Origin of the sequence: Pseudanabaena biceps PCC 7429 (assembly GCF_000332215.1) — a bacterium.
Taxonomy (GTDB): Bacteria; Cyanobacteriota; Cyanobacteriia; order Pseudanabaenales; family Pseudanabaenaceae; genus Pseudanabaena; species Pseudanabaena biceps.
This window is the reverse complement of the sequence record NZ_ALWB01000024.1, coordinates 13,671-35,467: the sequence shown is the minus strand read 5'-3', so window position 1 is coordinate 35,467 and position 21,797 is coordinate 13,671. Positions and strand designations below refer to the sequence as shown.

The following is a 21,797-nucleotide window of genomic DNA, read 5'->3' as shown; positions in this document are numbered from 1 at the left end:
GTGCCGCCCGCTGCGCGGGCGGCACGCTCTCTGGTTTTAGTTTTTAATTATGCTTAACTGCTTAGTTGATGATTTCAGACTTTGTTTACTTTCCAAGAGCAAGTACATTTTTGGGAGTAATGTATTCGTACTCTTCAGGTTTTAAGAAGCCAGCACGAACATCGGGCTTATTCGGAATCAACTTATATTTGAACCAAAACTCAGCAACTTTCTCTTGCTCTTTAATCACATCTTCAGTAATTGGACGCAAGCCATATTCATACTTAGCGTGCATCTTTTCTAAGATGGGTGCATCAACTTTAGTCACATCGGTTAGTAGAACAGCAACTTCCTTAGGATTTGCCTTTACCCATGCATCAGCCTTTTCTAGCTCTTCAAAGAAAAGCTTAATGGCATCTTTATTCCCCTCATAATATTTACGAGTTGTGGTGTAGAAGTTACGAGTATCACGGAGCTTTTCTCCATCAAGTAATACTCTTCCAACTCCACTTAATTCTGTACGAGTGACGAAGGGATCCCAAATAAACCATCCATCAACTTTGCCTTGACTAAAAGCGGCACTAGCATCGGCAGGAGGTAAAAAGATAGATTCAAAATCACTATTGGATAGCCCTTCTTTCTCAAAAGCTTTGACCGCTAAGTAGTGACCGATTGATGCTTTCTGGAAAGCAATCTTTTTGCCTTTAAGATCCGCCGCAGTTTTATAAGTCGAATCTTTGGCGACTAGGAGGGCTACAGGTTTGCCATTAGTTGCTGTGGCTCCTAAATAGACAAGAGGACTACCTGCGGCTTGGGAAAATACAGGTGGTGATTCGGCAGTAGAAGCAATATCGAGACCATTAGCATTCAAGGCTTCAAGTTGCTGAGGTCCTGCGGCAAATTCAGCCCATTTCACTTCATAGCCAAGGGGTTGAAAGGCTTTCTCTAAGGTACCTTGCTTCTCTAGAACTGCTAGAGCTGTGAGTTGTTTAGAGCGCACAATCCGAATGACTTTTTTCTCCCCACTAGCAGTAGGTTTGTTCGTTTCAGTAGTTTTTATGTCAGATGTTGATGCTGTTTTAGAATCTTTAGAATCGGTCGAAGTTGAGGCTGTAGGACTAGATGCACAACCAATTAAAGTGGTGGATAAGACGAGGCTATAGGCTGTGGCAAATAATAGCGATCGCCGTTTAATTTTTTGGACTTGAGCGGGGCGAGTGAAGACCTTAAACAATGGAGGCAGTTCTTTCATGGACTTGTCTAGCGAGTTATGGGAAATTATTGAAATTCTGTATATCCTTTGTAAATTAAGGATTTCAAGCAATCTACTAAATATACACGTAAATACCGTAGTTTATAAAATAATCCTCCCATGGTTCAAAATAAAATGCAAGTTAACTGGTATACAAAATGGGATCGAAACAAAAAAACGAAATAGAAAAACGAAATAAAAAGGAGCTAACCGAATTTCTAATCTTGAATTAATTCTGAAATCACTGGATCTTGGGAATTGGAATGAGAGTTGATCGCCCCAATTTGAGAACCGTTTTTAGAACCGTTATTTTGAGTTTGATTAGCAAAATTGCGATCGCTCAGATTTTCAGGTAAGAATCCGCCAGCTTGCATCTGCCATAGGCGATGGTATGCACCTTTTAGTTCTAGCAAGTCAGCATGGGAACCATCTTCAACTATCTTGCCATGATGAAATACAAGGATGCGATCTAAATGAGAAATAGTAGAAAGACGGTGTGCTACGACAATTACGGTTTTACCATTCATCTCTTTGTCCAGAGTATCTTGAATGGCGCGTTCGGTAATCGAATCAAGGCTCGAAGTCGCTTCATCGAGAATTAGAATTGGTGCATCTTTGAGAATGACTCTGGCGATCGCAATTCTTTGACGCTGACCACCCGATAGCTTTACACCACGCTCTCCCACCATTGAATCATAGCCTTCGCGAATTTGTTGGATAAATTCATGGGCATTAGCTTTTTTTGCAGCTTCCATTACTTCCCGATCGCTCGCCTCTAAACGCCCATAGCGAATATTTTCGAGGAGCGTGCGATGGAATAGAGATGGATCTTGAGGGATGAGGCTGATTTGGGCATGGAGAGCTTCTTGGGTCATATCGCGAATATCTACACCATCGATCGCGATCCTTCCCGATTGCGGATCAAAGAGTCGCAATACTAAATTTACAAAAGTAGATTTGCCCGAACCCGATAACCCCACTAATCCTACTCTTTGACCCGATTCAATCGTAACTGAGAGGCGATCAAAAACTTTCTTTTCCTCGGAATAGCTAAATTCCACATCCCGAAATTCAATTTTACCTTGGTTAATGTAGTGGTTAATTGGGCGATCGCGATCGATAATTTCATGGGGCTGAATGATTGTGTAAACGCCATTGCTGACATTGCCAATATGCTCAAAAAATTCTAAAAAGCGACGACTTAAATTCTTCGCTTCAGAAATAATCAAAAGAGCAATGCTACTTGCCATGACAAAATCCGCAACTTCGATTTTCCCTTGACTCCATAGGGTCAGGGCATAGTAGAGCGTGCCAATTTTGAGGGCGGCTCCTGCGACAAATTGGAACAGTTTTACCCGCTCCGAATACCAGTTAGCCCTTCTCACATCCTTCAGTTCGACCGCATGGCGATCGCGTAAATACTTGCGCTCAAAACCCAATCGAGCAAATAAACGCACACTGCTGAGATTAGTGACAGTATCGACAATCTGCCCGATGGTTTCGCTTCTTGCTGAGGATGCGGCTAGCTCGTAGGGACGACTTCGGGAGGCAAGCCAATAGGAAACGGAAACAAAGGAGAAAGCCCAAATCCCAACAAATAGAGCTAGCCCTGTATTTACACGAGCTAGTAGAGCGATCGCCACTGTCATCACGATGCCTACAGGCATAAAATCAAAAATGAGAGAATATAGAGTGCGGGCAACGCCAAGGGAAGTTTCGCCAATGCGATGGGCTAAGGCTCCTGCGAAACTATTGCTAATGTAGCGATGGGAATGATGCTGTAAATAGCCATAAAGATTTCGCGCTACATGCTGGCGCAAAACGGGCTGTAGCAAGATCATCACTAGCCCAGAGGTTTTGCCAAAGATTACTTCACCGATGCTTAAACAGGCGAACAAAATAAAAGGATTCCAAATCGCTTCTAGTCCTGCGCCATGCTGACTGGCTCTAGTGACTCCTCGCATAATCTCGCCGATCGCAAAGGGGAGCATAATTCCACAAATGGCATGGAGTGCTTCGAGAGCCACCATCGCCAGATACCACCAGCGAAATTGACTTACAAAATACCAGACAAAACGGAAAGGAGTCGCTGGCAAATCAGGAGCATCAGCCGCACGTTGAAAGGCTTGGGATCTGAGATGCGATCGCAAAACACGTTTTAGGTTTTTACGATTTGACGAATGAGTTTTTGTGGTCATTTAAGTTCCTAAAAATTAAACCCAACTAGATTTTTGATTTTGCCTACGGCAAAATCAAAAATCTATCTCAACGCATCACCGAGGCGATATTCAGCCGAAATATGATCGAGCTTTTCTTTTAAATCAGTATCGAGCTTGATTTCCAAAGCCTTGAAATTATCCGCCAACTGTTCAAGACGACTCGCGCCAATAATCGGAGCCGTGATAATCGGATTCGCCAATACCCAAGCAAGAGACAGAGTGGTGAGGGGAATTCCTGCTTCCTTCGCCACATCCTGCAACTTTTGGACAGTGCTGAATTCGCGATCGTGCCAATAACGATCTTGATAGTTCTTCGCCGCAGCAGCGAGAGTGAAGCGCGTTCCTTCCGTTGGCTCTTTACTGGCGGCGTGTTTACCAGTCAGCAATCCACCCGCAAGAGGATTGTAAGGAATTACGGCTAAGCCTTCTTCTTGGGCGAGGGGCAAGAGTTCTCTTTCGATTTGACGGAATAGGAGATTATAGCGAGGCTGTACGGAAATAAATCTCGTTAATCTGCGCGTGTCTGCTTTGCCCAAAGCACGGCTGAGGCGATAGGCAAGGAAATTGGAAACGCCGATATAGCGAACTTTGCCCGATTTAACGATCGCATCTAAAGCCTCAATAGTTTCATCAAGGGGCGTATTTGTATCATCAGAATGCAATTGATAGAGATCAACATAATCGGTCTGCAAGCGCCGCAGGGAATGATCGATCGCATCAAATAAATGTTTGCGCGATGAGCCTTGATCCCAAGGGGCGTTACCAACTTTGCCGACTGCCTTAGTCGCCAAAATAAAGCGATCGCGTTTTCCTTTCAGCCAACGCCCAATAATTTCTTCGGTACGTCCTGCATTCGTAAGTCCACCACCTAGCGGATAAACATCGGCTGTATCAAGAAAGTTGATTCCCGCTTCAGCAGAAGTATCGAGAATTTTGATCGAAGTTTCTTCATCGGTTTGCAGTCCAAAGGTCATCGTACCGAGGACGAGTTTGGAAACGGTTAAACCAGTGTTACCAAATTTTGTGTAGGGAATTGTCATAGAGATTTTAGTGATTAAAAGTAGAGAAGTGATTTTATGTATAAATTAGAAGCCATTTAGGAATTGTCTAGATCCCCCCCAGCCCCCCTTGTAAAGGGGGGAGAATCAATTATTATCTTCTTCCCCCTTTACAAGGGGGATTGAGGGGGATCTCTTACGAAATAATACGATTGCCAGAATATTTGGGTAAACCGTTAGCGATATATGCCCAAGGGACGGAATCAACCCAGATTTGATAAATCGGGGGGTGAACCACATTCAGGACAGAACTCACGGGCGATCGCATTGCCGCTAGTTCCATTTTTAGTAAAGAATTTCACCTGATTAAAACAATAGTCATAAGCGCAATTTTATAAGTAGAAAACCAGTTAGAAGCGACTCTGTTTGCCAAAGCTTTTTCTAACTGGTAAATCTTGGAGTTCAAAGAGTAAAGGCAACGGAAAGTAAACTTATACGCCTACAGCAACCTTTTGAGCCGCTGGTTTAACAGCGACGGGGGCGGGTTGATATTTGTTCAACTTCGCCTCAATCTGCGTACCCTTGAAGAAGTTCGCATTAGCTTGAGTGTAGAACTTGTAAGGATTCGAGAAGACATAAGCCTTGAAATCAGCTTCCGTAATCACCCCTTCTTCTACCAAGCTCCAACTTTCGGCAAGAGGCTGAGTGAGATCGGGAACATCCCAATGACCGACATCAGAAGAGTAGATCGCGTTAATCTTCACGCCCAATGGATTCGCCTTGTCGTTGAAAGCAGTAGCAATCGTGCGATCGTCTGACTCAGAACCGAAGTAGAAGTTATCGACCCACTGATCGCGAATATCTTCAATCTTCTCAATACCTGCCTTACCGAAATCTTCTAGCTCATCACCAATAGGAGAACGGCTATGGCGTAGGAACGAAGAACCGAGGACGGTTTGTAGCAATTCTTCCTTGGTGAAGGATCTGCCCTTAGTCAATTCTTGACCATACTTCTCGAAGATATCGAGCAATTCATCAGCATTAGCTTCAGTTGGATCGTAGTTCTTCAAACCTTCAAGGTTGCGCTTTAAGAAGCGATCGACCAAGTGAATATAAACATGAGCGCCCCAATCCGCACCACCTTCGAGCAGAGCCACACGCAATTGTGGGAAGCGCTTAGTGACACCACCAAAGAACAGAGCCTTAGCAAAAGCTTCCGAACCATCGGCAAAGTGTCCGATGTGGTTGTTCATGTAGTTGCTGATGGAAGAGCGACCCGTCCAACCTTGGCTACCGTAGTGAGTGGCGATCGGTACGCCTAATTCGACAACCTTTGCCCAGAATGGATCGTAGTCATACTCGCTATCAATTCCATAGAAATCGATATAGGAGGCATAGCGAGCAATTTCAGGATACTTATCGGCGGGATATTTATCAGCGATCGCCTTAATCGGACGCTTGACACCACCAGGGATATTGATTACCTTCAAGCCCAAAGTATTGACCGCAAATTCTAGCTCCTCGATCGCTTCTTTAGGATCATTCAAGAGAATTCCAGCGACAGGGGTGAGGCGATCGCTATATTTACGATAGAGGTCAGCATGGTAGTGATTGATCGCCCGTTGCAAGGCTTGACGATTCTCATTGCTAGCACCAGCCGCCGCCAATACGTTATTAGGGAAAAGGACTGAATAATCAGAACCTTGCTCAGCAAGGCGTTCCGCTAATAAAGAAGGAAGAGTGTAGGTAGCAAGATCCAAAGTGTTCTTGGTAACTCTCGCCCACCAAGGAGAGCGCAAGGTGCGGTGATATTGACGCTCTTCAGGGGTTTGTTGGTACCAGTCTTTACCTTCAGACTTAGGATTGAGGCGACCAAATTCAGCTTTACGCAGTTCATCTACTAATTTGGAACCGCCATAATTAGCGATGTAGTCCTCAAAATCGGGAGTGAAGTCGTTAGTATGAATATCGGTATCGATTACTGGATAGTCAAGCTTCGCTTTCAATGCGGCGGAAGGCGAAGTACTGAGGCGGCTATATTTGCTCATAGATACTCTCGTTACCCGATTGGGTTGCCGTAGATTAATGATCAAAGTTTGGCATAGCCACGTTCAAAACCGATGTCTTCTAGATTACAAATATGCGTATTACTAATTATTAGTTTGTCTAAGTATTTGGTTTTAAGATTTTAGGCTTTCTCACAAATGAAATAGGGTTATAGCAATCCTATTTCATTTGTGAGGAAGGCAAGGGGTTTAAGCCCCTTGTTATATACTTTTGGTTCTTATGACTCATTTAGGATTGCTATATACTTATGCTGATTTTGTGCAGCCATAAATTTCAATAGGACATATAGTATATGTAGTTACGTTATAGAGGCGAAAATGACAGAGTTAGTTACCCCTCAATCTCTCTATGAGCAAGATATTTTACTCTGGGTCGAAGATACGATCGCTAAATTAAAAGCGCATGATTTTGCAAATTTGGATCTAGAAAATTTAATTGAGGAGATAGATACTTTGGGTAAAAGTCAGCGTAATGCGATCAGAAGTTTGTTAAGAAGATTGATTGAGCATTTACTCAAACGCTGTTATGTGCCATTACCCGAATGTTATGTTGGTTGGCAAAGAGAAATTAGAGCTTTTCGTAACGATATCAAAGATATTTTGGAAGATGCACCGAGTTTAAAAAATCAAATCTCGGAAATTTTGCCTAAAGTATTTGAAAATGCTCTTGCTTCGATGAGAGAAGAATATCCGCAGGTTAATTTCCCTGATATTTGGCTAGAGAATTATGATGTGAATGACATTCTAAATCGTAATTTTTGGGAAGATTGTTAACCATGATCGCAAAAAGAGATCGCAAAAAGATCGTGATATGCTAGCGCTTAACGTCTTAGTGTAGGAATTTTGTAATGAAAGGGCAAAAACTCAAAGGCGATCGCTTTCTAATTATTGACAAACTTGGTCAAGGTGCTTCTGGGGCGACTTTTTTAGCCAAAGATCTACACTTTGGCGTTGGGGCAGGTTTATGTGTGGTCAAGCGGTTGAGTTTGCCGACCGAATCCCAACTCATTCAGAAAACTCGCCAGCTATTTACTTCAGAACCTGAAAGCCTGAAAAAGTTGAATCATCAAGGCATTCCGAAACTGATTGACTATTTTGAAGAAAAGGGACGCTTTGACAAGGGACACTTTTATATCGTTCAAGACTTTGTGGATGGTCATAGGTTACGATCGGAAGTGCAGTCCAATGTCAAATGGACAGAAGCGCAGGTCATGGGCTTTTTGATCGAGGTTTTAGAAATTTTGGCATATACGCATAGTAACGGGGTAATTCACCGCGATCCCAAACCAGAGAACATCATCCGCCGTGATGTAAATGGCAAATTGGTGCTGACGGACTTTGGCGGGGTGAGACTCGTTAAGAAAACTGGCATCAACTCAGAGGTGGGGATTACATGGGCGCTTGGCACTGAGGGCTATATGCCTGATGAGCAGACTGCGGGTAAAACAAGGTTTGCTAGTGATGTTTATGCGATTGGTTGCATTGCGATCGAAATGTTGATCCGTGAATATCCATGTCCCGATGGCTTTGAGATGGATGCGAATACGGGTGAAATTTTATGGCGACACCGCACTAATGTCAGCGATCGCTTTGCTGATGTGATCTCAAAAATGGTGGCGCATTCTTTTACGGAACGTTACGCCAATGCGGGTGAGGCACTCGCAGCTTTACAGGCTTGCCCACCCATTGCAGGATCGGTTGCGCCGCCATCTGTGCCGCTTGTAAATCTGCCACCAAAGCGAAAGCAGTCTCCACTTGTAAACAAGCCGATCGCCAAAGTTCAGATTGCAAATCCTGTAAATCCTCTGTCGTGGCGCGTTTTTGCGAAATTCTTTTTGCCAGTCATGGGTTTAGTCGGCGCAGCGATCGCAGGTGCATTTTTATGGGAATGGATTAAACCCAAACCGCCAAATATCGTCACTCCACCAACCTCAACTACAAACCCATCAGCATCTCCTTCCGCAACACCAACGGCAAGTACTTCAACTTCAGCAACAGCAACACCGACAGCAACTGCTTCTACTACCTCTACAGCAAGTAATGAGTTTAGTGACTTAACATCAGAAGACCTAGAATTAATTGCAAAGTTAGCACCTAACAGTGATTTAGATACATATAGTTATGATGGAAGTACCTTCACCCCGCTGTTAGGCATCAAAGCAAAAAAGGATCCTATAGCATCAGGAAAAAGGGTGTTTTATCCTAATACTGATTTTGGAAACAAAGTCAGATACATAAAGTTAACTAGAAATACAAATGACTTTATTATGGTTGGTGTCTCTTTCGAAGGATTTGTTAAGCAAAAAGTTTCAAACCCTCAAATAAAATAAAACTAAACCGCAAAATCACCAAAGGATTCGTTTTCGTAGAATGAGGCTAAATAGTGACCTGGAAAAAACATTTCTGGTGCAGGTAATTTTCCGCGTGCTTCTATAAGCTGATTGAGCCTGATTGTTGCTAAATTGTCTTCTTCTAAATTAGTAAAAATAAAACCTGCCACAAAACCATTACTAAAAGTATCTTCGCAGTGCGGTAGAAGAAATCTAGATCTCCGACTTTTTGTGTAAACTTGCCAATCCTCTTTAGAAAAAGTCGGAGATCTGAATCTGAGTACTGAGCGATCACATTGTAAAATAGAAACATCGTCAATGGAGTAACCCAATGACCGTCATAAATGCAAAGCCATATTTAAAGACAGTCTACGAACAAGATTACTTATTGTGGTTAGAAACGACTAGCGAACAACTCCGCACAGGACAACTAGAAAACTTAGATATTGAGAACCTTTTAGAAGAAATTGAATCAATGGCGCGAAAAGAAAAAGTTGCTTTAGAAAGTAATTTAGAAGTGTTATTGATGCACCTACTCAAATATCAATATCAAGTTAATAAAAGGACTCCCAGTTGGCGGTATACCATTGATGAACACCGTAGCCGCATTCTCAAAGCCATTAAAGTAAGCCCTAGTCTCAAACCACATTTAAAACAAGTCTTTGATGAATGCTATCAAGAAGGTCGTAGAAAAGCCGCTATTGAAACAGGTTTAAATATTGTTACTTTTCCCACTGAATCACCTTTTAACCAAGAACAGACTCTAAACCCCGATTTTTTACCTGAATAAACCAAATTCAACGCCTTGCCTTGCAAAGCGCTGAATTCAAATAGCTAATTGCTAATTGCTAACAGCTAACAGCTAACAGCCATTATGCAACCAATTGTCTTTCCTGATTACGAATTATGTACTGATTCGCAGGACGGCGTAAACCCAGATTTTCGCGGAGAGTCTTCCCTTCATAGGCAGTGCGGAATAAACCGCGCTTTTGGAGAATGGGGACGACTAGATTTACAAAATCATCTAAACCAGTAGGAAGAATAGGAGGCATGATGTTAAAGCCATCGGCAGCACCATTATCAAACCACTCTTGCAACTGGTCAGCAATGCTTTCAGGAGTACCGATGATCGTGCGATGTCCGCGTGCAGTGGCGAGAGAACGATACAACTCCCGCAAAGTCAAACCCTGTGAAGCTAAATCCTTGACTAACTTCAAGCGACTCTTATTGTTATTGGTGTTAGATGGTAACTCTGGCGCGAGATCGTCGAGGGAATATCCTGACAAATCCACACCTCGATAATATTGCTTCAAAATGCCCCAAGCGACATCGGGATGAATCAGAGATTGCAAAAATTCATACTTCTCCTGCGCCTCTTCTTCCGTGCGTCCAATCACAGGGAAAGCTCCTGGCATAATTTTCAAATCATCGGTTGATCGCCCATATTTAGCGAGACGACCTTTAACATCGCTGTAAAATTCCTGAGCGTCAGCAAGGGTTTGATTAGCAGTGAAGATTACTTCCGCAGTACGCGCCGCTAGTTCGCGTCCCGGTTCCGAAGCTCCTGCTTGAACGATCACGGGATAGCCTTGGGGAGGACGAGCGACATTGAGAGGTCCTTTGACCGAGAAATACTTACCCTTGTGATTGAGGGTATGCAATTTCTCTACTTCAAAATAAACACCAGATTCGCGATCGGCGATGAAAGCATCATCTTCCCAACTATCCCAAAGTCCTTTCACAACTTCGAGAAATTCCTCGGCGCGTTCGTAGCGCTGACTATGTTCGGGATGATGCTCTAAACCAAAGTTAGCCGCTGCATTTTCATTACCTGTGGTAACGACGTTCCATGCTGCTCGCCCATTACTGAGATGATCGAGAGAAGCAAATTTACGGGCTAAGGTATAGGGTTCTTCGTAAGTAGTAGAAGCGGTGGAAACAAAGCCGATATGGGTAGTAACGGCGGAAAGTGCCGAAAAGAGGGTAACAGGTTCAAAGTGAGCAATCTTGCCATTACGGCTCTGGGTTTCTGGCGATCCACCCCATACCGCAGGACTATCAGCGAGAAAGACGGTATCAAAGAGACCCCGTTCTGCGGTTTGGGTGATTTGCTTGTAATGTTCAAAGTTATGCCCTGCATCGATTTGAGCGTCAGGATGTCTCCATGCCGATACATGGTGACCCGTAGCTTGAATAAATGCACCTAATCGAAATTGACGTTTTTGACTCATAGGTTTTCCATTAAAATTTTTTAGCATAATTGTGTGGCGCTTTGCCCCACACAATTACTAAGCCGCAACGGGCTGTTGAATAAATCGGGAATAGCGTTCAATGTAGAAATCGACAGGGTTAGCGATCGCTTTTACCGCAGGGCGATCGCTAACAGCATCCCACCAACGCTTAACGCGCACAGCTTCCGCAGGAATCGTGTAATTGCGATAATGCTCTAGGGTAGGAATGCGCTCAAACCAAGGATAGAAGGTGAGATCGACGAGGGAAATATTTTCGCCAAACCAGTAAGCACCATTGCCAGAGAGCTTAGCGAAGGCTTCATTCTCAATGAATAAAATTGCTTCGTTTAATTCGGTGTGACCTTGCTCTTGTTCTTCAGCAGTCTTGCCGCGCAATAACTTACCAAAAGCAGTTGTGAATTTGGTATTGGCATAGTCAATCCAAATTCTAGCGATCGCTTTAGAACCAGCATCTTTAGGTAATAACGCAGGTTCAGGAAAGACTTCATTCAAGTATTCATTAATAACTGCTGATTCATAAATCTCATTCTCACCATGACGAATGGCGGGGACTTTGCCATATTTGGAAATTGTCGAGAACCATTCGGGTTTATTCTGCAAATCAATTTCGGTATATTCAAAGTCAATCCCCTTTTCGCCTAGAACTAGGCGAGTACGATGGGCATAGGGGCAGGCTTTGGCACTGTAAAGTTGAATTTTGGACATGTTAATCGGTGATTGGTTATTGGTTATTGGAAGATCGATTCGTAGGGGCAGAGCATTCTCGCCACAATCTATAAAATTTACAGATCGCCTTAATTTGAGAATGCTCTGCCCTAAACCTCGCAACGGAGGGACAAATTTATACTTCAGAGACAAATTGTCGATGAAAGCGGAGAGGGTAGAGCATTTGCGATTTAAGATTTTGATGGAAGGCAAAAATAATGGCGCAAATGCTCTACCCCTACAAGATCGTTGTTTTTTGTTTTATTGTGCGGGGTTGGGATAAAGAGAATTTACGTTTTCAATCTCGGCAAAAATGGCAGAATCTAATTCCACATTGACGCTATCAAGATTCTCTTTGAGTTGATCTAAACTAGTCGCGCCGATGATTGTGCTAGCCACAAACCAACGACTACGGACAAAGGCTAAAGCTAAAGCCGAGGGCTTAATATTGTGTGCCTTGGCAATTTCCACATATGCCGCAACAGCATTGGTCACATTCGGCTTACGGTAGCGATCGCCAAATCCTGAAAAGGCATTAAGACGCGCTTTAGGGGGATTGTCATGGAGATATTTGCCCGTCAGTAACCCAAAGGCGAGAGGGCTATAGGCAAGCAGTGGCACATTCGTATGATGGGAAGCTTCAGCTAAGGCTCCATCGAAGGCGCGATTCAGTAAGCTATAGGCATTCTGGATCGAAACAATTTTGGGCAAACCTTTCTTCTTCGCAACATGGCTAAATTTGGCAAGTCCCCAAGGAGTCTCATTACTGACTCCGATATGGCGAATCTTACCCGCTTTAATCAGGTCATCAAATACTGCGAGTTGTTCAGAAATGGGAACAGTTTCATGTTCTTTGGTAACGTCATAAACCGTTTCTCCAAAACGAGGCACATAGCGATCAGGCCAGTGGATTTGATAAAGATCGATGTAGTCGGTTTGTAAACGTTTCAGACTATCGTTAACGGCTTGCTCGATATTGGCGCGATCAATCTTCTGCACACCACTACGGAGCCAAGCAAAGCCACGTCCTGGCCCCGCAATTTTGGTTGCCACGATGACTTGATCGCGTTGACGTTTGGCTAACCATTCACCGATATAGCTTTCGGTCAAGCCTTGGGTCTTCTCTTGCACTGGCACGGGATACATTTCCGCCGCGTCAAGGAAGTTCACGCCATGATCAAAGGCATAATCGAGTTGTTCGTGGGCTTCGGCGATCGTGTTCTGATTTCCCCATGTCATCGTACCGAGGGTAATTTTGGAAACTTGTAAATCGCTATCGCCAAGCTTGTTGTATTTCATAGTAAGTATGGAAAAGGTGGAATTAGTTAATTAGCTGTTAACACTTTGCTTGAATGAATTTAAAAAGTTTTGATTTTGTCGTAAGGGGATTTGAATCTATTTCTGAATGGCTATTAAGTAGTTCGGCATAATTAAAAACTAAAACCTGAGAGCATACTGCCCGCTGCGCGGGCGGTATGCTCTTCTAGGTTTTAAGTTTACTTATGCCTAGATACTTAGTAATGTGATCGCATAGTTCAAAAGTCCCTGAGATCTAGAAGGAGCCGAAGGACTGCTATTAATTAAAAGAATATTAGCCACTCAATACCCTCATTATCCGACTTGTTTATCGTGGATTGCTTCTAGAAGTCTGTCATACTCGCGCTGAAAAGATATGTTATCTGGACTACAATTTTGTGAAATACTAATTATTAGTTTATCTAAGTATTTTATTGGGTGTGGAATTTATATTTTTAGGATTTGCACTGCAATAAAACTTGCAAATAAACGGGCTAGTATATACAAGCAGGCATTAGTTAATTGATTACAAGTTGAATAGTGGCTATTGTTTCAACTGTATTTGAGAGATGAATTTATGATGACCTTTGAAGAAATGCAAGCGGTAATCACAGGGATGTTGGAAGTGCAACGCAACTTGCAAGAAAGCCAAATTCGCGATCGTCAAGATATTTTGCTATTGATTGAACAAGCCAAGCAAGCTTCAAGTGTGCAGCGCAACTTGCAAGAAAGCCAAATTCGCGATCGCCAAGACATAGAGCTAATGCTAGAGAGATCTAGACAACAGGAAAGGATGATTGATCGCTTGATTGGTTATAGTTTGTCTTATGAAGCGGACAAATTAGACCTAGAGCAAAGAATGACTGAGCTAGAACGTAAGCGGGCGGAACGTGGTCAATAAATAAAAAAGAGTCACGCCTTGCGTGACTCTTTCCACAAGTAAATTTTTGAAAGCGTTGCGAAGCAACGCTTTCAAAAATTTACTTAGTTTGGGTTTGAGCGCGAAGCGCTGTAAGAAATAGAGATCGCTTTAAAAAGTTGGCACAAATACATCACTAATGTAGGAGTTATAGATACCCAAACGACCGTTACCGATGAATTGTCCTTGTAAGGAATCAGCAAAAGCAGTCACACCAAACACATATTCACCTTCCAAACTGGGATTACTGACTGGACGCAAGCTAACAACTACAATCTTACCTGCGGCGACTGGAGAAGTGAAAACAATTGACGCAGCTTTAGTATTGGGATCGATCATAGTTTTTGTCGCTACAGCAATGCGATCGCCTGATGGTTCTTGAATATAGGCAGTCGTGCGATCACTAGCAAAGGTGATTGACTCAATGGGATCTTGTTGAGCGATCGTCACTTTTTGCAGGGTTGCTCCAGCTTGAACTGGTATGGAGATTTGAAAGGAATAAATTGCATTCCGAGTATTGGTTTCGCGATCGCTAGTATCAACGGAAATAAGACTAGGGAACTGGATAAATTTTGTTGGTGAGGATGCTCCCGTCAAATCTTGTAAATCTTGGGCGATCGCGCTATTTGCTCTGGGAATTACAGCAGAAATAACGCTCATGGATAGCCCTATGAGCAAACAAGGAATAGCTAGTCGTTTGAGGTATTTCATGTTAATTTCAAGATAAATATTAAGAACTGTTACATTTGTTATCTTAAATACATTCTATCTCAAGAAATTAATAGGAAGCTGCAAAATGAATGTTGAATTAATCACTATATTTGATTGTTTTAATAACCTAATAAATAGCTGTTTTCCCGCGTTAATTTATTGGATTAAATATTGGATTAAATAGTTTGTGAGGATGCGCCCTATAGGGCGCATCCTCACAAACTATTTAATGATGTCATAACCTAACTTACAAATTAGTAACGATACAATTACTAAAAATAATTTCCTGACGAATTGACTACCCTTACTAATAGCTAATTTTGTACCGATAAAAGCTCCTAAAATATTACAGATTGCCATTGGTATTCCAAATGTATAAATAATATTATTAGTAAAGAAAAAGTAAAGAATAGCAGCGAGGTTAGTCGCAAAGTTAATTATTTTTGCTGAAGCAGAAGCAGTTAGAAAGCTATAGCCGAAGATACCAACAAAGGCAAAAATCAAAAAACTACCTGTGCCAGGACCAAAAAATCCATCGTAAAAACCAATTACACTACCGATTACTACACTATATATCCATTGCTGTGATCGACTAAATTTTGATATTTGTAATAGTCCAAAATCTTTTTTGCTAAAGGTATAGATAGCCACGGCAATTAGCAAAACTAAAATTACTGGGCGCATCAAACTGGGGTTAAGTAGACTCGTTATTCTTGCGCCTAAAAAAGAAAAAATAAAAGCTGCAAACATTGCGGGAATTGTCGTTCCCCACTCGATTTTTTGTTGTTTAGCATATTGCTGGACAGCGATGCTAGTTCCTGCGATCGAGACAAATTTACTCGTACCCAAAATTGAGGCGATCGCAGTATGCGGCAACATAATTAACAATGCAGGTAGTTGAATTAATCCACCGCCCCCGACTACCGCATCAATTAAACCTGCGACAAAGGCAAGTCCACAAAGAACCAGAATTTCTATCATTTATTAATTTTATTCTCTTGATAAACTCCAAAATAAACTCCAAAGCCCCGTATTTAAGTAGTTCGGCAAGCGTACCGCCCGCACAGCGGGCGGTACGCTCTTCTAGGCTTTAAGTTTACTTATGATTAGCTACTTAGTACAAATCACCAATACTGAATCTTTGACTGATTTTGACTAATTTTGATTAATTTTTAAAAAAGATTGATTTTTTGCACCGCAAGTGACATACTGAGCTTTAGATTCTACGGTATCTACATGATTTTACCGTAGATTGTGATTGATAAACAACTGCGATACATCAAAGTACAAGTTTTCCAAGGCTTTTCCAAGGCTTTGTAGGTCGTGATTAGATCGCGTTCAGTAGACTATAAAGACCACTATGCAATATACTTCCTCTTTCTCAACTCCCCCTTATCAGTCAAAGCAGAAGCCATCTTTTAAGGCGATCGTCCGAGCCAAAGAAATTTTCGACAAACTAATTCCTTGGTTATTTCCCATTTTCCTCGTTATTCTCTGGCAGATTGCAGTTCAATTTGGTTGGCTTTCCACAAGGATTCTCCCTGCTCCAACTACAGTAGTGACCGCAGCAGTAAAACTTGCCCAATCAGGAGAACTAGCTACCAACTTTAAGATCAGCGCCTCAAGAGCATTAACTGGTTTTGCGATCGGCGGCAGTATCGGATTCATTCTCGGATTAGTAAATGGACTGTTCGTCGTTTCCGAGAAGATCCTCGATACTACTCTGCAAATGTGGAGAAATATCCCTAACCTAGCGTTAATTCCTTTGGTCATTCTCTGGTTTGGGATTGGAGAAGAAGCGAAGTTGTTTCTCGTTTCTAGTGGTGTTCTCTTTCCCATTTACATCAATACATTTCACGGCATCCGCAGTATTGATAGTGGTTTGATTGAGATGGGTAAGGTTTACGGGCTCAATCCTTTTCAACTTTTCTGGAATATTATCCTCCCAGGCGCATTACCTTCGATCTTAGTTGGTGTGCGCTTTTCGTTGGGAATTATGTGGCTATCGTTAATTGTTGCCGAAACGATCGCTGCTGATTCAGGAATTGGCTACATGGCAACTAGCGCAAGGGAATTTATGCAAACCGATATCGTCGTATTCAGTATTATTCTCTACGCAAGTTTTGGGAAGTTAGCCGATGTAATCGTCAGAGCTTTAGAAGCATGGTTTTTGAATTGGCATCCTAATTACCAAAGAGTAAAAGCTACTTAGAGGTATTGGGTGCAATTCAGTTCGTAACTTGTAATTCGTAATTTGTGATTTGTAATTTTCGTATAACCAAGAAATGGAGGCATTATGACAAATTCTGTAAGAGGCGTAAACCTAGTTGTTGAGAATCTTTGGAAAAGTTTTGGAAAAACTCATGTCCTGCAAGGATTAAATGTTGAAATTAAAGCAGGGGAGTTTATTTCGATTGTCGGGCGTAGTGGCTGTGGCAAAAGTACGTTATTAAGAGCGATCGCAGGTTTATCGGAGCCCAGCGCAGGGTCGCTGTGGGTGGATGATAAACCAGTTAAAGGAATTAATTCAATTGCCAGAGTCATGTTTCAAGAGCCGAGACTGCTACCTTGGAAAAGAGTTTACCAAAATGTCGCTTTGGGATTAGAAAAAGAATCCCGTGTGCGAGCGCGTTGGGCTTTGTCTCAAGTTGGTTTAGGCGATCGCGCTAGTGAATTTCCTTCAATTCTCTCTGGCGGACAAAAACAACGGGTTGCCCTTGCGCGAGCACTCGTAAGCGAGCCTCGACTCATGCTATTAGATGAGCCTTTGGGAGCTTTAGATGCGCTGACTCGGATTGAGATGCAGTCTTTATTAGAAACCCTTTGGCAGGAACAGAAATTCACTACGTTGCTTATTACCCATGATGTGGAAGAAGCTGTTGCCCTTAGCGATCGCCTAATTCTAATTGAACATGGGCAAATTGGACTCGATCTCCATATTGATTTACCCCGTCCCCGCGCTCGTGGTAGCGCTGAATTTGCCGCCTTAGTCGATCAGATTCGGACAAGAGTAATGAGCCCTGAATTAGCTCCACAATTTGTTAACCAAGCTGCATAGATGGCTCTAGATTTAGACTTTAGATTGAAGGATTTGATATGGCTCGTATTTTGTTAATTGGTGGCAGTCCCACCCATCCTTGCAAAGCACATTATTTACTAGATTATGCGAAGTGTTTACTGGAAGCACAATCAGGAACAAGCAATATCAAAGTAACTACTTTGCTAGTGCGCGACTTATTAGCTGAAGACTTAGCCTTTGGGCGTTATGCCAGTCCTGCACTACTCTATCCTAAGAAGATGATTGAAGATGCTGAGGCTCTGATTATTGTCAGTCCGATTTCTAAGGCTGCTTACACGGGCTTACTAAAATCATTTCTCGATCTGTTACCCCGTGACATTTTATCCCAGAAAGTGATTTTACCCCTATCGACTAGTAATACCATCGGGCATTCTGTCGCGCTAGAATATTCGCTCAAACCTGTTCTAGCCGAACTCGGCACAACGCGGATTCTCACTAGTGTATTTGCGCTTGATGATCAACTACAATTAAACAATGTTTCAGAACTTGCTGCCGATATAGGGCTTCACATTCGTTTGCAGACAGCTTTAAATGATTTAATCGATGCGATCGCTAGCAATGATGTAAAAAAAAGCCATAAGCATGACTCCTTGCCTTCTCAGTCACCCACTCTACAGGAAGTTTATGCGATTTAATCTTTCTTTTCCTATCATTACCTTCAAAACTTAATGACTACTACCACCCCAAAATTGGCAGCAACGGATCTTCTCAACGATCGCTATGGCAGTTCTTTCCCTGAGGATTTTTTGGAGGATTTTTTGTGGAACGAACATATTCGCAATTTGTTAGTCCATCGTTCTGTCCGTTCCTATCTATCTAAACCCTTACCCAAAGGCACTTTAGAAACATTGATCGCCGCAGCACAATCTGCGGCTAGTTCTTCTAATTTGCAGCTATGGAGTGTAGTAGCCGTCGAAGATCCTGCCCGTAAAGAGCGGTTATCAGTCCTAGCACGCAATCAAGTGCATATCCGCCAAGTACCTCTATTTTTAGTATGGCTTGCCGACCTATCGCGGGCGAGAAATATTGCCCAATCGCGGAACTCAACTTCTGAAGGTTTGGAATATTTAGAGACATTCCTGACTGGAGCGATCGATGCCTCTTTAGCAGCCCAGAATGCCGTAGTTGCCGCCGAATCTTTGGGTTTGGGAACCGTTTATGTTGGAGCAATTCGCAATAATCCTGAGGCTGTAGCTAAGGAACTAAATTTACCACCCTTAGTATTTCCTGTATTTGGTCTTAGCGTAGGCTATCCCGATCCCGATAATATTCCTATAGTCAAGCCTCGGCTAGGTCAGTCAGCAGTTCTCCATCGCGAGGAGTATTCTACTGAGGCTCAAGAAGAAGCGATCGCTGAATACGATCGGATCATGACTGATTTCTATCAGCAACAACAAACGGGCGTTAATGTTGATTGGTCAACCCATTCCACAGCCAGAATTGCAACTGCGGCGGCTCTCGGTGGTCGCGATCGCTTAACAGAAGTGCTACACAATCTTGGTTTTGCAATCCGATAAATCCCCGCTTGAGAATTAATTCTCCAATAGTGATTTTCAAATGGGTATGCATTCCTTATTAAATATAACACCCAGAATCAAAAGCTGTAGCGCACGCGCAGCGTGCGCTACAGCTTTTGATTCTGGGTGTTAATTATGCCAACCACTTTTATTTATCCTTTCTATCTTTTCTAATTATTTAAAAGCCTTGCTTTTAATACATATACATGCAATACTTAATTTTATACTACGGTATTAACATGTATTTACCGTATATTAGATTTGAGTTAATCAAAAGGCTTGTAGATTGGACATGAAGAATATATCTAGAGTCAATCCTCGATGTTGAAAATATATTTTTGAAGTTCAGGTTGAAGTTCAACTTGAAGTTCCGTAACTCGATCTTTGTAATTTATTTTCTAATTTGTTTTTTTAGTCTCTACGTGAGGAGAAATAAAAATGTTTAGGGCTCCGCAAACTATTGCGTTATATTTTCCATCGCTTTTATTAGCTGCGATCGCTAGCACATCATCAGTAAGCGCTAACGAAATTAAGCAATTAGCAGAAAACTCATCATCCACACCACCCGCGATCGCATCTGCCCCCACATTTAAGGTTGGCGAAATCAAAAAAGCGTTGGATAACGCCACCATGCTCAATAGCAAGGTTGCTGATAACAAGGTTGCGGGTTCATCTGTTAATCTCGATGATGTAATCAACGTTTCAGGAAATGGATTACAGAATCCTCTATCTACGCAGCAACCAGAATTAAGTTCCACAGTAGTTCCTGTGACAGAACTCTCCAATCCCAATATTAATCTATCATCTCAAAACTCCGACCTCGCAGCAATTACTTCTGTTTCTCAACTTAACGATGTTAAATCAACGGATTGGGCTTTCACCGCCTTACAATCTCTGGTTGAGCGCTATGGAGTCATCGCAGGTTATCCCGACAGGACCTTTCGCGGTAAGCAATCATTAACTCGCTACGAATTCGCCGCAGCTTTGAATACAGCCCTTGATAAGGTCAATGAAATTATTTCAGCGGGGCTAGCTGACAAAGTTAGTAAGGAAGATCTCGCTACCTTGCAAAAACTACAGGAACAGTTTGCCAATGAGCTCGCTAGCCTTCGAGGACGAGTGGAGAGCCTTGAAACAAAAACTAGCAAACTTGAAGAACAACAATTTTCAACTACTACCAAATTGTCTGGTACTGCACAATTCTTGCTAGGAACTATAGTTAGTAATGGTAGAACTGAATCCACTGGAGCTAGCAGATCTAGCAATACGGTCTTTGCCTATGCTGTAAATTTAAGATTCAATACCAGTTTTACGGGAAAAGACCTGTTAAGTTTCACTATTGGTACAAGTGGTACTCCTAATATCGCGAACCTTATTGGCGGAACAACAACCAAGGGCGGAACTATAGCTTCACCATCTAACGTCGCTAACTTTTCCCTTGATGGTTCTACTTCCACTACAGTGCCAGGAAGCTTTGTCCTTGGTCAACTATTCTATCGGTTTCCTGTTGGCGATCAGACTACGATATGGCTATCGGCAAGGTCATTACAGTTTTTTGACTTCTTTCCCTTAATCACTCCTCTGCGGAGTGGAAACTCAACAGCAGCAACTGTTTATGGACTCTTTAATCCAATAATTTTCCGTCCTGGATTCACCAATACTGGTATTGGTGCTGCTTTCCGATTTAATGAGCAATTGCAACTCCATACTGGCTACTTTGCTAGCGATGTACAAGCAGCTAACCCAGGAGCTGGTACGCTTAATGGAGCTAATCAGGCTAATGGTAATGGTCTATTTGGTGGTAGTAGCACCTATGCAGCTCAATTAACGTACAAGCCATCTGAGTCGTTTGCCGCCTCTTTAAACTATATCCGTAAATACTGGACTGGTACAAATGGCGATCTGAGGGCTGGTGAAGTGAGCTTTGGCGGTCCCACTGGCACAACTAATGCAATTCAACCCTTTGGTGATGTCGCGACTCTTTCTGATACTTTTGGTACACAATTTGATTGGCGAATATTCCCCAAAGTGGGTTTAGGTGGAGGATTTACAACCACCGCTGCCACTAATCTATCGGCATCGAAAACTGGTACAAAAGCAAATGTATTCAGCGCATCTTTAAGTTTGGGATTCTTCGATCTATTTCAAGAAGGAAATCATGGCGGTATTCTTGTAGCAATTACGCCCTATGTGACCAGTAATGATAACGCGGCTCGCCAAGATGCCCTTGCTCCTTGGCTATTTGAAGCTTTCTATACCCACCGATTTAATAAAAATATCAGTATCACTCCTGATATTTTTCTAGTTCTCAATCCTGACAAAGGCACTACAGCCGAACCAATTTGGGGCTTCTCAATCCGTAGTACATTTTCTTTTTAGAAAATGTAATTTAGAACAGTTTCAGCCACTTAGTCAATCTTGAATTCAGTCAATCTTGAATTCAGTCAATCTTGAATTCAGATAATCTTTAATTT

General features: G+C 42.4%; 20 protein-coding genes. 9 read left to right on the top strand and 11 right to left on the bottom strand.

Features of this window, described 5'->3' with window-relative positions; translation table 11 throughout:
- Positions 1–85 precede the first annotated feature (85 nt).
- The 5 genes from PSE7429_RS04680 to PSE7429_RS04660 form a co-directional block, all read right to left on the bottom strand.
- Entirely contained in the window at positions 86–1,231 is a 1,146-nt protein-coding gene (locus PSE7429_RS04680) for an aliphatic sulfonate ABC transporter substrate-binding protein (protein WP_009625920.1), read from the bottom strand.
- Between the two features lie 218 nt (positions 1,232–1,449).
- A complete protein-coding gene (locus PSE7429_RS04670; protein ID WP_009625919.1) occupies positions 1,450–3,429 on the bottom strand; it encodes an ABC transporter ATP-binding protein in 1,980 nt (659 codons plus the stop codon).
- 62 nt (positions 3,430–3,491) lie between these two features.
- The gene (locus tag PSE7429_RS04665) at positions 3,492–4,490 is read right to left on the bottom strand and encodes an aldo/keto reductase (RefSeq protein ID WP_009625918.1); all 999 of its coding nucleotides are present in this window, start codon (positions 4,488–4,490) and stop codon (positions 3,492–3,494) included.
- Between the two features lie 154 nt (positions 4,491–4,644).
- Positions 4,645–4,791, bottom strand: a complete 147-nt coding sequence (locus tag PSE7429_RS26215) for a hypothetical protein (protein WP_158467611.1) — start codon at positions 4,789–4,791, stop codon at positions 4,645–4,647.
- A 148-nt stretch (positions 4,792–4,939) separates the two neighbouring features.
- A complete protein-coding gene (locus PSE7429_RS04660) occupies positions 4,940–6,496 on the bottom strand; it encodes an amidohydrolase family protein (protein ID WP_009625916.1) in 1,557 nt (518 codons plus the stop codon).
- A gap of 336 nt (positions 6,497–6,832) precedes the next feature.
- On the opposite strand from PSE7429_RS04660, the gene PSE7429_RS04655 reads away from it, so the two are divergent.
- Positions 6,833–7,288 carry a DUF29 domain-containing protein gene (locus tag PSE7429_RS04655; RefSeq protein ID WP_009625915.1) on the top strand — a complete coding sequence of 152 codons (456 nt, stop codon included), beginning with the start codon at positions 6,833–6,835 and terminating at the stop codon, positions 7,286–7,288.
- Between the two features lie 74 nt (positions 7,289–7,362).
- Positions 7,363–8,844 (top strand): serine/threonine protein kinase, encoded by a 1,482-nt coding sequence (locus tag PSE7429_RS23315; protein WP_009625914.1) that lies wholly within the window; start codon positions 7,363–7,365, stop codon positions 8,842–8,844.
- Positions 8,845–8,846: 2 nt separating this feature from the next.
- Here the strand turns inward: PSE7429_RS23315 and PSE7429_RS26210 are convergent, their stop codons facing one another.
- The gene (locus PSE7429_RS26210; protein ID WP_158467610.1) at positions 8,847–9,014 is read right to left on the bottom strand and encodes a hypothetical protein; all 168 of its coding nucleotides are present in this window, start codon (positions 9,012–9,014) and stop codon (positions 8,847–8,849) included.
- 161 nt (positions 9,015–9,175) lie between these two features.
- Here PSE7429_RS26210 and PSE7429_RS04640 point away from each other — a divergent pair, with 161 nt between their 5' ends.
- Entirely contained in the window at positions 9,176–9,634 is a 459-nt protein-coding gene (locus PSE7429_RS04640) for a DUF29 domain-containing protein (RefSeq protein WP_009625913.1), read from the top strand.
- 82 nt (positions 9,635–9,716) lie between these two features.
- Here PSE7429_RS04640 and PSE7429_RS04635 read toward each other — a convergent pair whose 3' ends face one another.
- From PSE7429_RS04635 to PSE7429_RS04625, 3 genes are all read right to left on the bottom strand, one after another.
- The gene (locus PSE7429_RS04635; RefSeq protein ID WP_009625912.1) at positions 9,717–11,075 is read right to left on the bottom strand and encodes an LLM class flavin-dependent oxidoreductase; all 1,359 of its coding nucleotides are present in this window, start codon (positions 11,073–11,075) and stop codon (positions 9,717–9,719) included.
- 57 nt (positions 11,076–11,132) lie between these two features.
- Positions 11,133–11,801 (bottom strand): glutathione S-transferase family protein, encoded by a 669-nt coding sequence (locus PSE7429_RS04630; RefSeq protein ID WP_009625911.1) that lies wholly within the window; start codon positions 11,799–11,801, stop codon positions 11,133–11,135.
- Positions 11,802–12,062: 261 nt separating this feature from the next.
- Positions 12,063–13,100, bottom strand: coding sequence for an NADP(H)-dependent aldo-keto reductase (locus PSE7429_RS04625; RefSeq protein WP_009625910.1), 1,038 nt, complete (start codon positions 13,098–13,100; stop codon positions 12,063–12,065).
- A 574-nt stretch (positions 13,101–13,674) separates the two neighbouring features.
- Between PSE7429_RS04625 and PSE7429_RS04620 the strand changes: the two genes are divergently transcribed.
- On the top strand, positions 13,675–13,998 hold the full coding sequence (locus PSE7429_RS04620) for a hypothetical protein (RefSeq protein ID WP_009625909.1): 324 nt from the start codon (positions 13,675–13,677) through the stop codon (positions 13,996–13,998).
- 129 nt (positions 13,999–14,127) lie between these two features.
- On the opposite strand, the gene PSE7429_RS04615 is transcribed toward PSE7429_RS04620, so the two are convergent.
- Together PSE7429_RS04615 and PSE7429_RS04610 are read right to left on the bottom strand one after the other, a co-directional pair.
- On the bottom strand, positions 14,128–14,727 hold the full coding sequence (locus PSE7429_RS04615; protein WP_009625908.1) for a DUF2808 domain-containing protein: 600 nt from the start codon (positions 14,725–14,727) through the stop codon (positions 14,128–14,130).
- A 222-nt stretch (positions 14,728–14,949) separates the two neighbouring features.
- A complete protein-coding gene (locus PSE7429_RS04610; RefSeq protein ID WP_009625907.1) occupies positions 14,950–15,708 on the bottom strand; it encodes a sulfite exporter TauE/SafE family protein in 759 nt (252 codons plus the stop codon).
- 379 nt (positions 15,709–16,087) lie between these two features.
- Between PSE7429_RS04610 and ssuC the strand changes: the two genes are divergently transcribed.
- The 5 genes from ssuC to PSE7429_RS04580 all read left to right on the top strand — a co-directional run bounded on the left by ssuC (position 16,088) and on the right by PSE7429_RS04580 (position 21,702).
- Positions 16,088–16,939, top strand: coding sequence for an aliphatic sulfonate ABC transporter permease SsuC (gene ssuC / locus PSE7429_RS04605; RefSeq protein ID WP_009625906.1), 852 nt, complete (start codon positions 16,088–16,090; stop codon positions 16,937–16,939).
- Between the two features lie 84 nt (positions 16,940–17,023).
- A complete protein-coding gene (locus PSE7429_RS04600) occupies positions 17,024–17,785 on the top strand; it encodes an ABC transporter ATP-binding protein (protein ID WP_009625905.1) in 762 nt (253 codons plus the stop codon).
- A gap of 38 nt (positions 17,786–17,823) precedes the next feature.
- Positions 17,824–18,441, top strand: a complete 618-nt coding sequence (locus PSE7429_RS04595) for an NAD(P)H-dependent oxidoreductase (protein ID WP_009625904.1) — start codon at positions 17,824–17,826, stop codon at positions 18,439–18,441.
- A 33-nt stretch (positions 18,442–18,474) separates the two neighbouring features.
- Positions 18,475–19,323, top strand: a complete 849-nt coding sequence (locus tag PSE7429_RS04590) for an NADPH-dependent oxidoreductase (RefSeq protein ID WP_009625903.1) — start codon at positions 18,475–18,477, stop codon at positions 19,321–19,323.
- Positions 19,324–19,761: 438 nt separating this feature from the next.
- Positions 19,762–21,702 carry an iron uptake porin gene (locus PSE7429_RS04580; protein WP_009625902.1) on the top strand — a complete coding sequence of 647 codons (1,941 nt, stop codon included), beginning with the start codon at positions 19,762–19,764 and terminating at the stop codon, positions 21,700–21,702.
- Positions 21,703–21,797: the final 95 nt, after the last annotated feature.

What these genes read in the sequence shown, in the direction of transcription:
- PSE7429_RS04680 (WP_009625920.1), bottom strand. Translation starts at nt 1,231, where the DNA reads ATGAAAGAACTGCCTCCATTGTTTAAGGTCTTCACTCGCCCCGCTCAA.
- PSE7429_RS04670 (WP_009625919.1), bottom strand. Translation starts at nt 3,429, where the DNA reads ATGACCACAAAAACTCATTCGTCAAATCGTAAAAACCTAAAACGTGTT.
- PSE7429_RS04665 (WP_009625918.1), bottom strand. Translation starts at nt 4,490, where the DNA reads ATGACAATTCCCTACACAAAATTTGGTAACACTGGTTTAACCGTTTCC.
- PSE7429_RS26215 (WP_158467611.1), bottom strand. Translation starts at nt 4,791, where the DNA reads ATGGAACTAGCGGCAATGCGATCGCCCGTGAGTTCTGTCCTGAATGTG.
- PSE7429_RS04660 (WP_009625916.1), bottom strand. Translation starts at nt 6,496, where the DNA reads ATGAGCAAATATAGCCGCCTCAGTACTTCGCCTTCCGCCGCATTGAAA.
- PSE7429_RS04655 (WP_009625915.1), top strand. Translation starts at nt 6,833, where the DNA reads ATGACAGAGTTAGTTACCCCTCAATCTCTCTATGAGCAAGATATTTTA.
- PSE7429_RS23315 (WP_009625914.1), top strand. Translation starts at nt 7,363, where the DNA reads ATGAAAGGGCAAAAACTCAAAGGCGATCGCTTTCTAATTATTGACAAA.
- PSE7429_RS04640 (WP_009625913.1), top strand. Translation starts at nt 9,176, where the DNA reads ATGACCGTCATAAATGCAAAGCCATATTTAAAGACAGTCTACGAACAA.
- PSE7429_RS04635 (WP_009625912.1), bottom strand. Translation starts at nt 11,075, where the DNA reads ATGAGTCAAAAACGTCAATTTCGATTAGGTGCATTTATTCAAGCTACG.
- PSE7429_RS04630 (WP_009625911.1), bottom strand. Translation starts at nt 11,801, where the DNA reads ATGTCCAAAATTCAACTTTACAGTGCCAAAGCCTGCCCCTATGCCCAT.
- PSE7429_RS04625 (WP_009625910.1), bottom strand. Translation starts at nt 13,100, where the DNA reads ATGAAATACAACAAGCTTGGCGATAGCGATTTACAAGTTTCCAAAATT.
- PSE7429_RS04620 (WP_009625909.1), top strand. Translation starts at nt 13,675, where the DNA reads ATGATGACCTTTGAAGAAATGCAAGCGGTAATCACAGGGATGTTGGAA.
- PSE7429_RS04615 (WP_009625908.1), bottom strand. Translation starts at nt 14,727, where the DNA reads ATGAAATACCTCAAACGACTAGCTATTCCTTGTTTGCTCATAGGGCTA.
- PSE7429_RS04610 (WP_009625907.1), bottom strand. Translation starts at nt 15,708, where the DNA reads ATGATAGAAATTCTGGTTCTTTGTGGACTTGCCTTTGTCGCAGGTTTA.
- ssuC (WP_009625906.1), top strand. Translation starts at nt 16,088, where the DNA reads ATGCAATATACTTCCTCTTTCTCAACTCCCCCTTATCAGTCAAAGCAG.
- PSE7429_RS04600 (WP_009625905.1), top strand. Translation starts at nt 17,024, where the DNA reads ATGACAAATTCTGTAAGAGGCGTAAACCTAGTTGTTGAGAATCTTTGG.
- PSE7429_RS04595 (WP_009625904.1), top strand. Translation starts at nt 17,824, where the DNA reads ATGGCTCGTATTTTGTTAATTGGTGGCAGTCCCACCCATCCTTGCAAA.
- PSE7429_RS04590 (WP_009625903.1), top strand. Translation starts at nt 18,475, where the DNA reads ATGACTACTACCACCCCAAAATTGGCAGCAACGGATCTTCTCAACGAT.
- PSE7429_RS04580 (WP_009625902.1), top strand. Translation starts at nt 19,762, where the DNA reads ATGTTTAGGGCTCCGCAAACTATTGCGTTATATTTTCCATCGCTTTTA.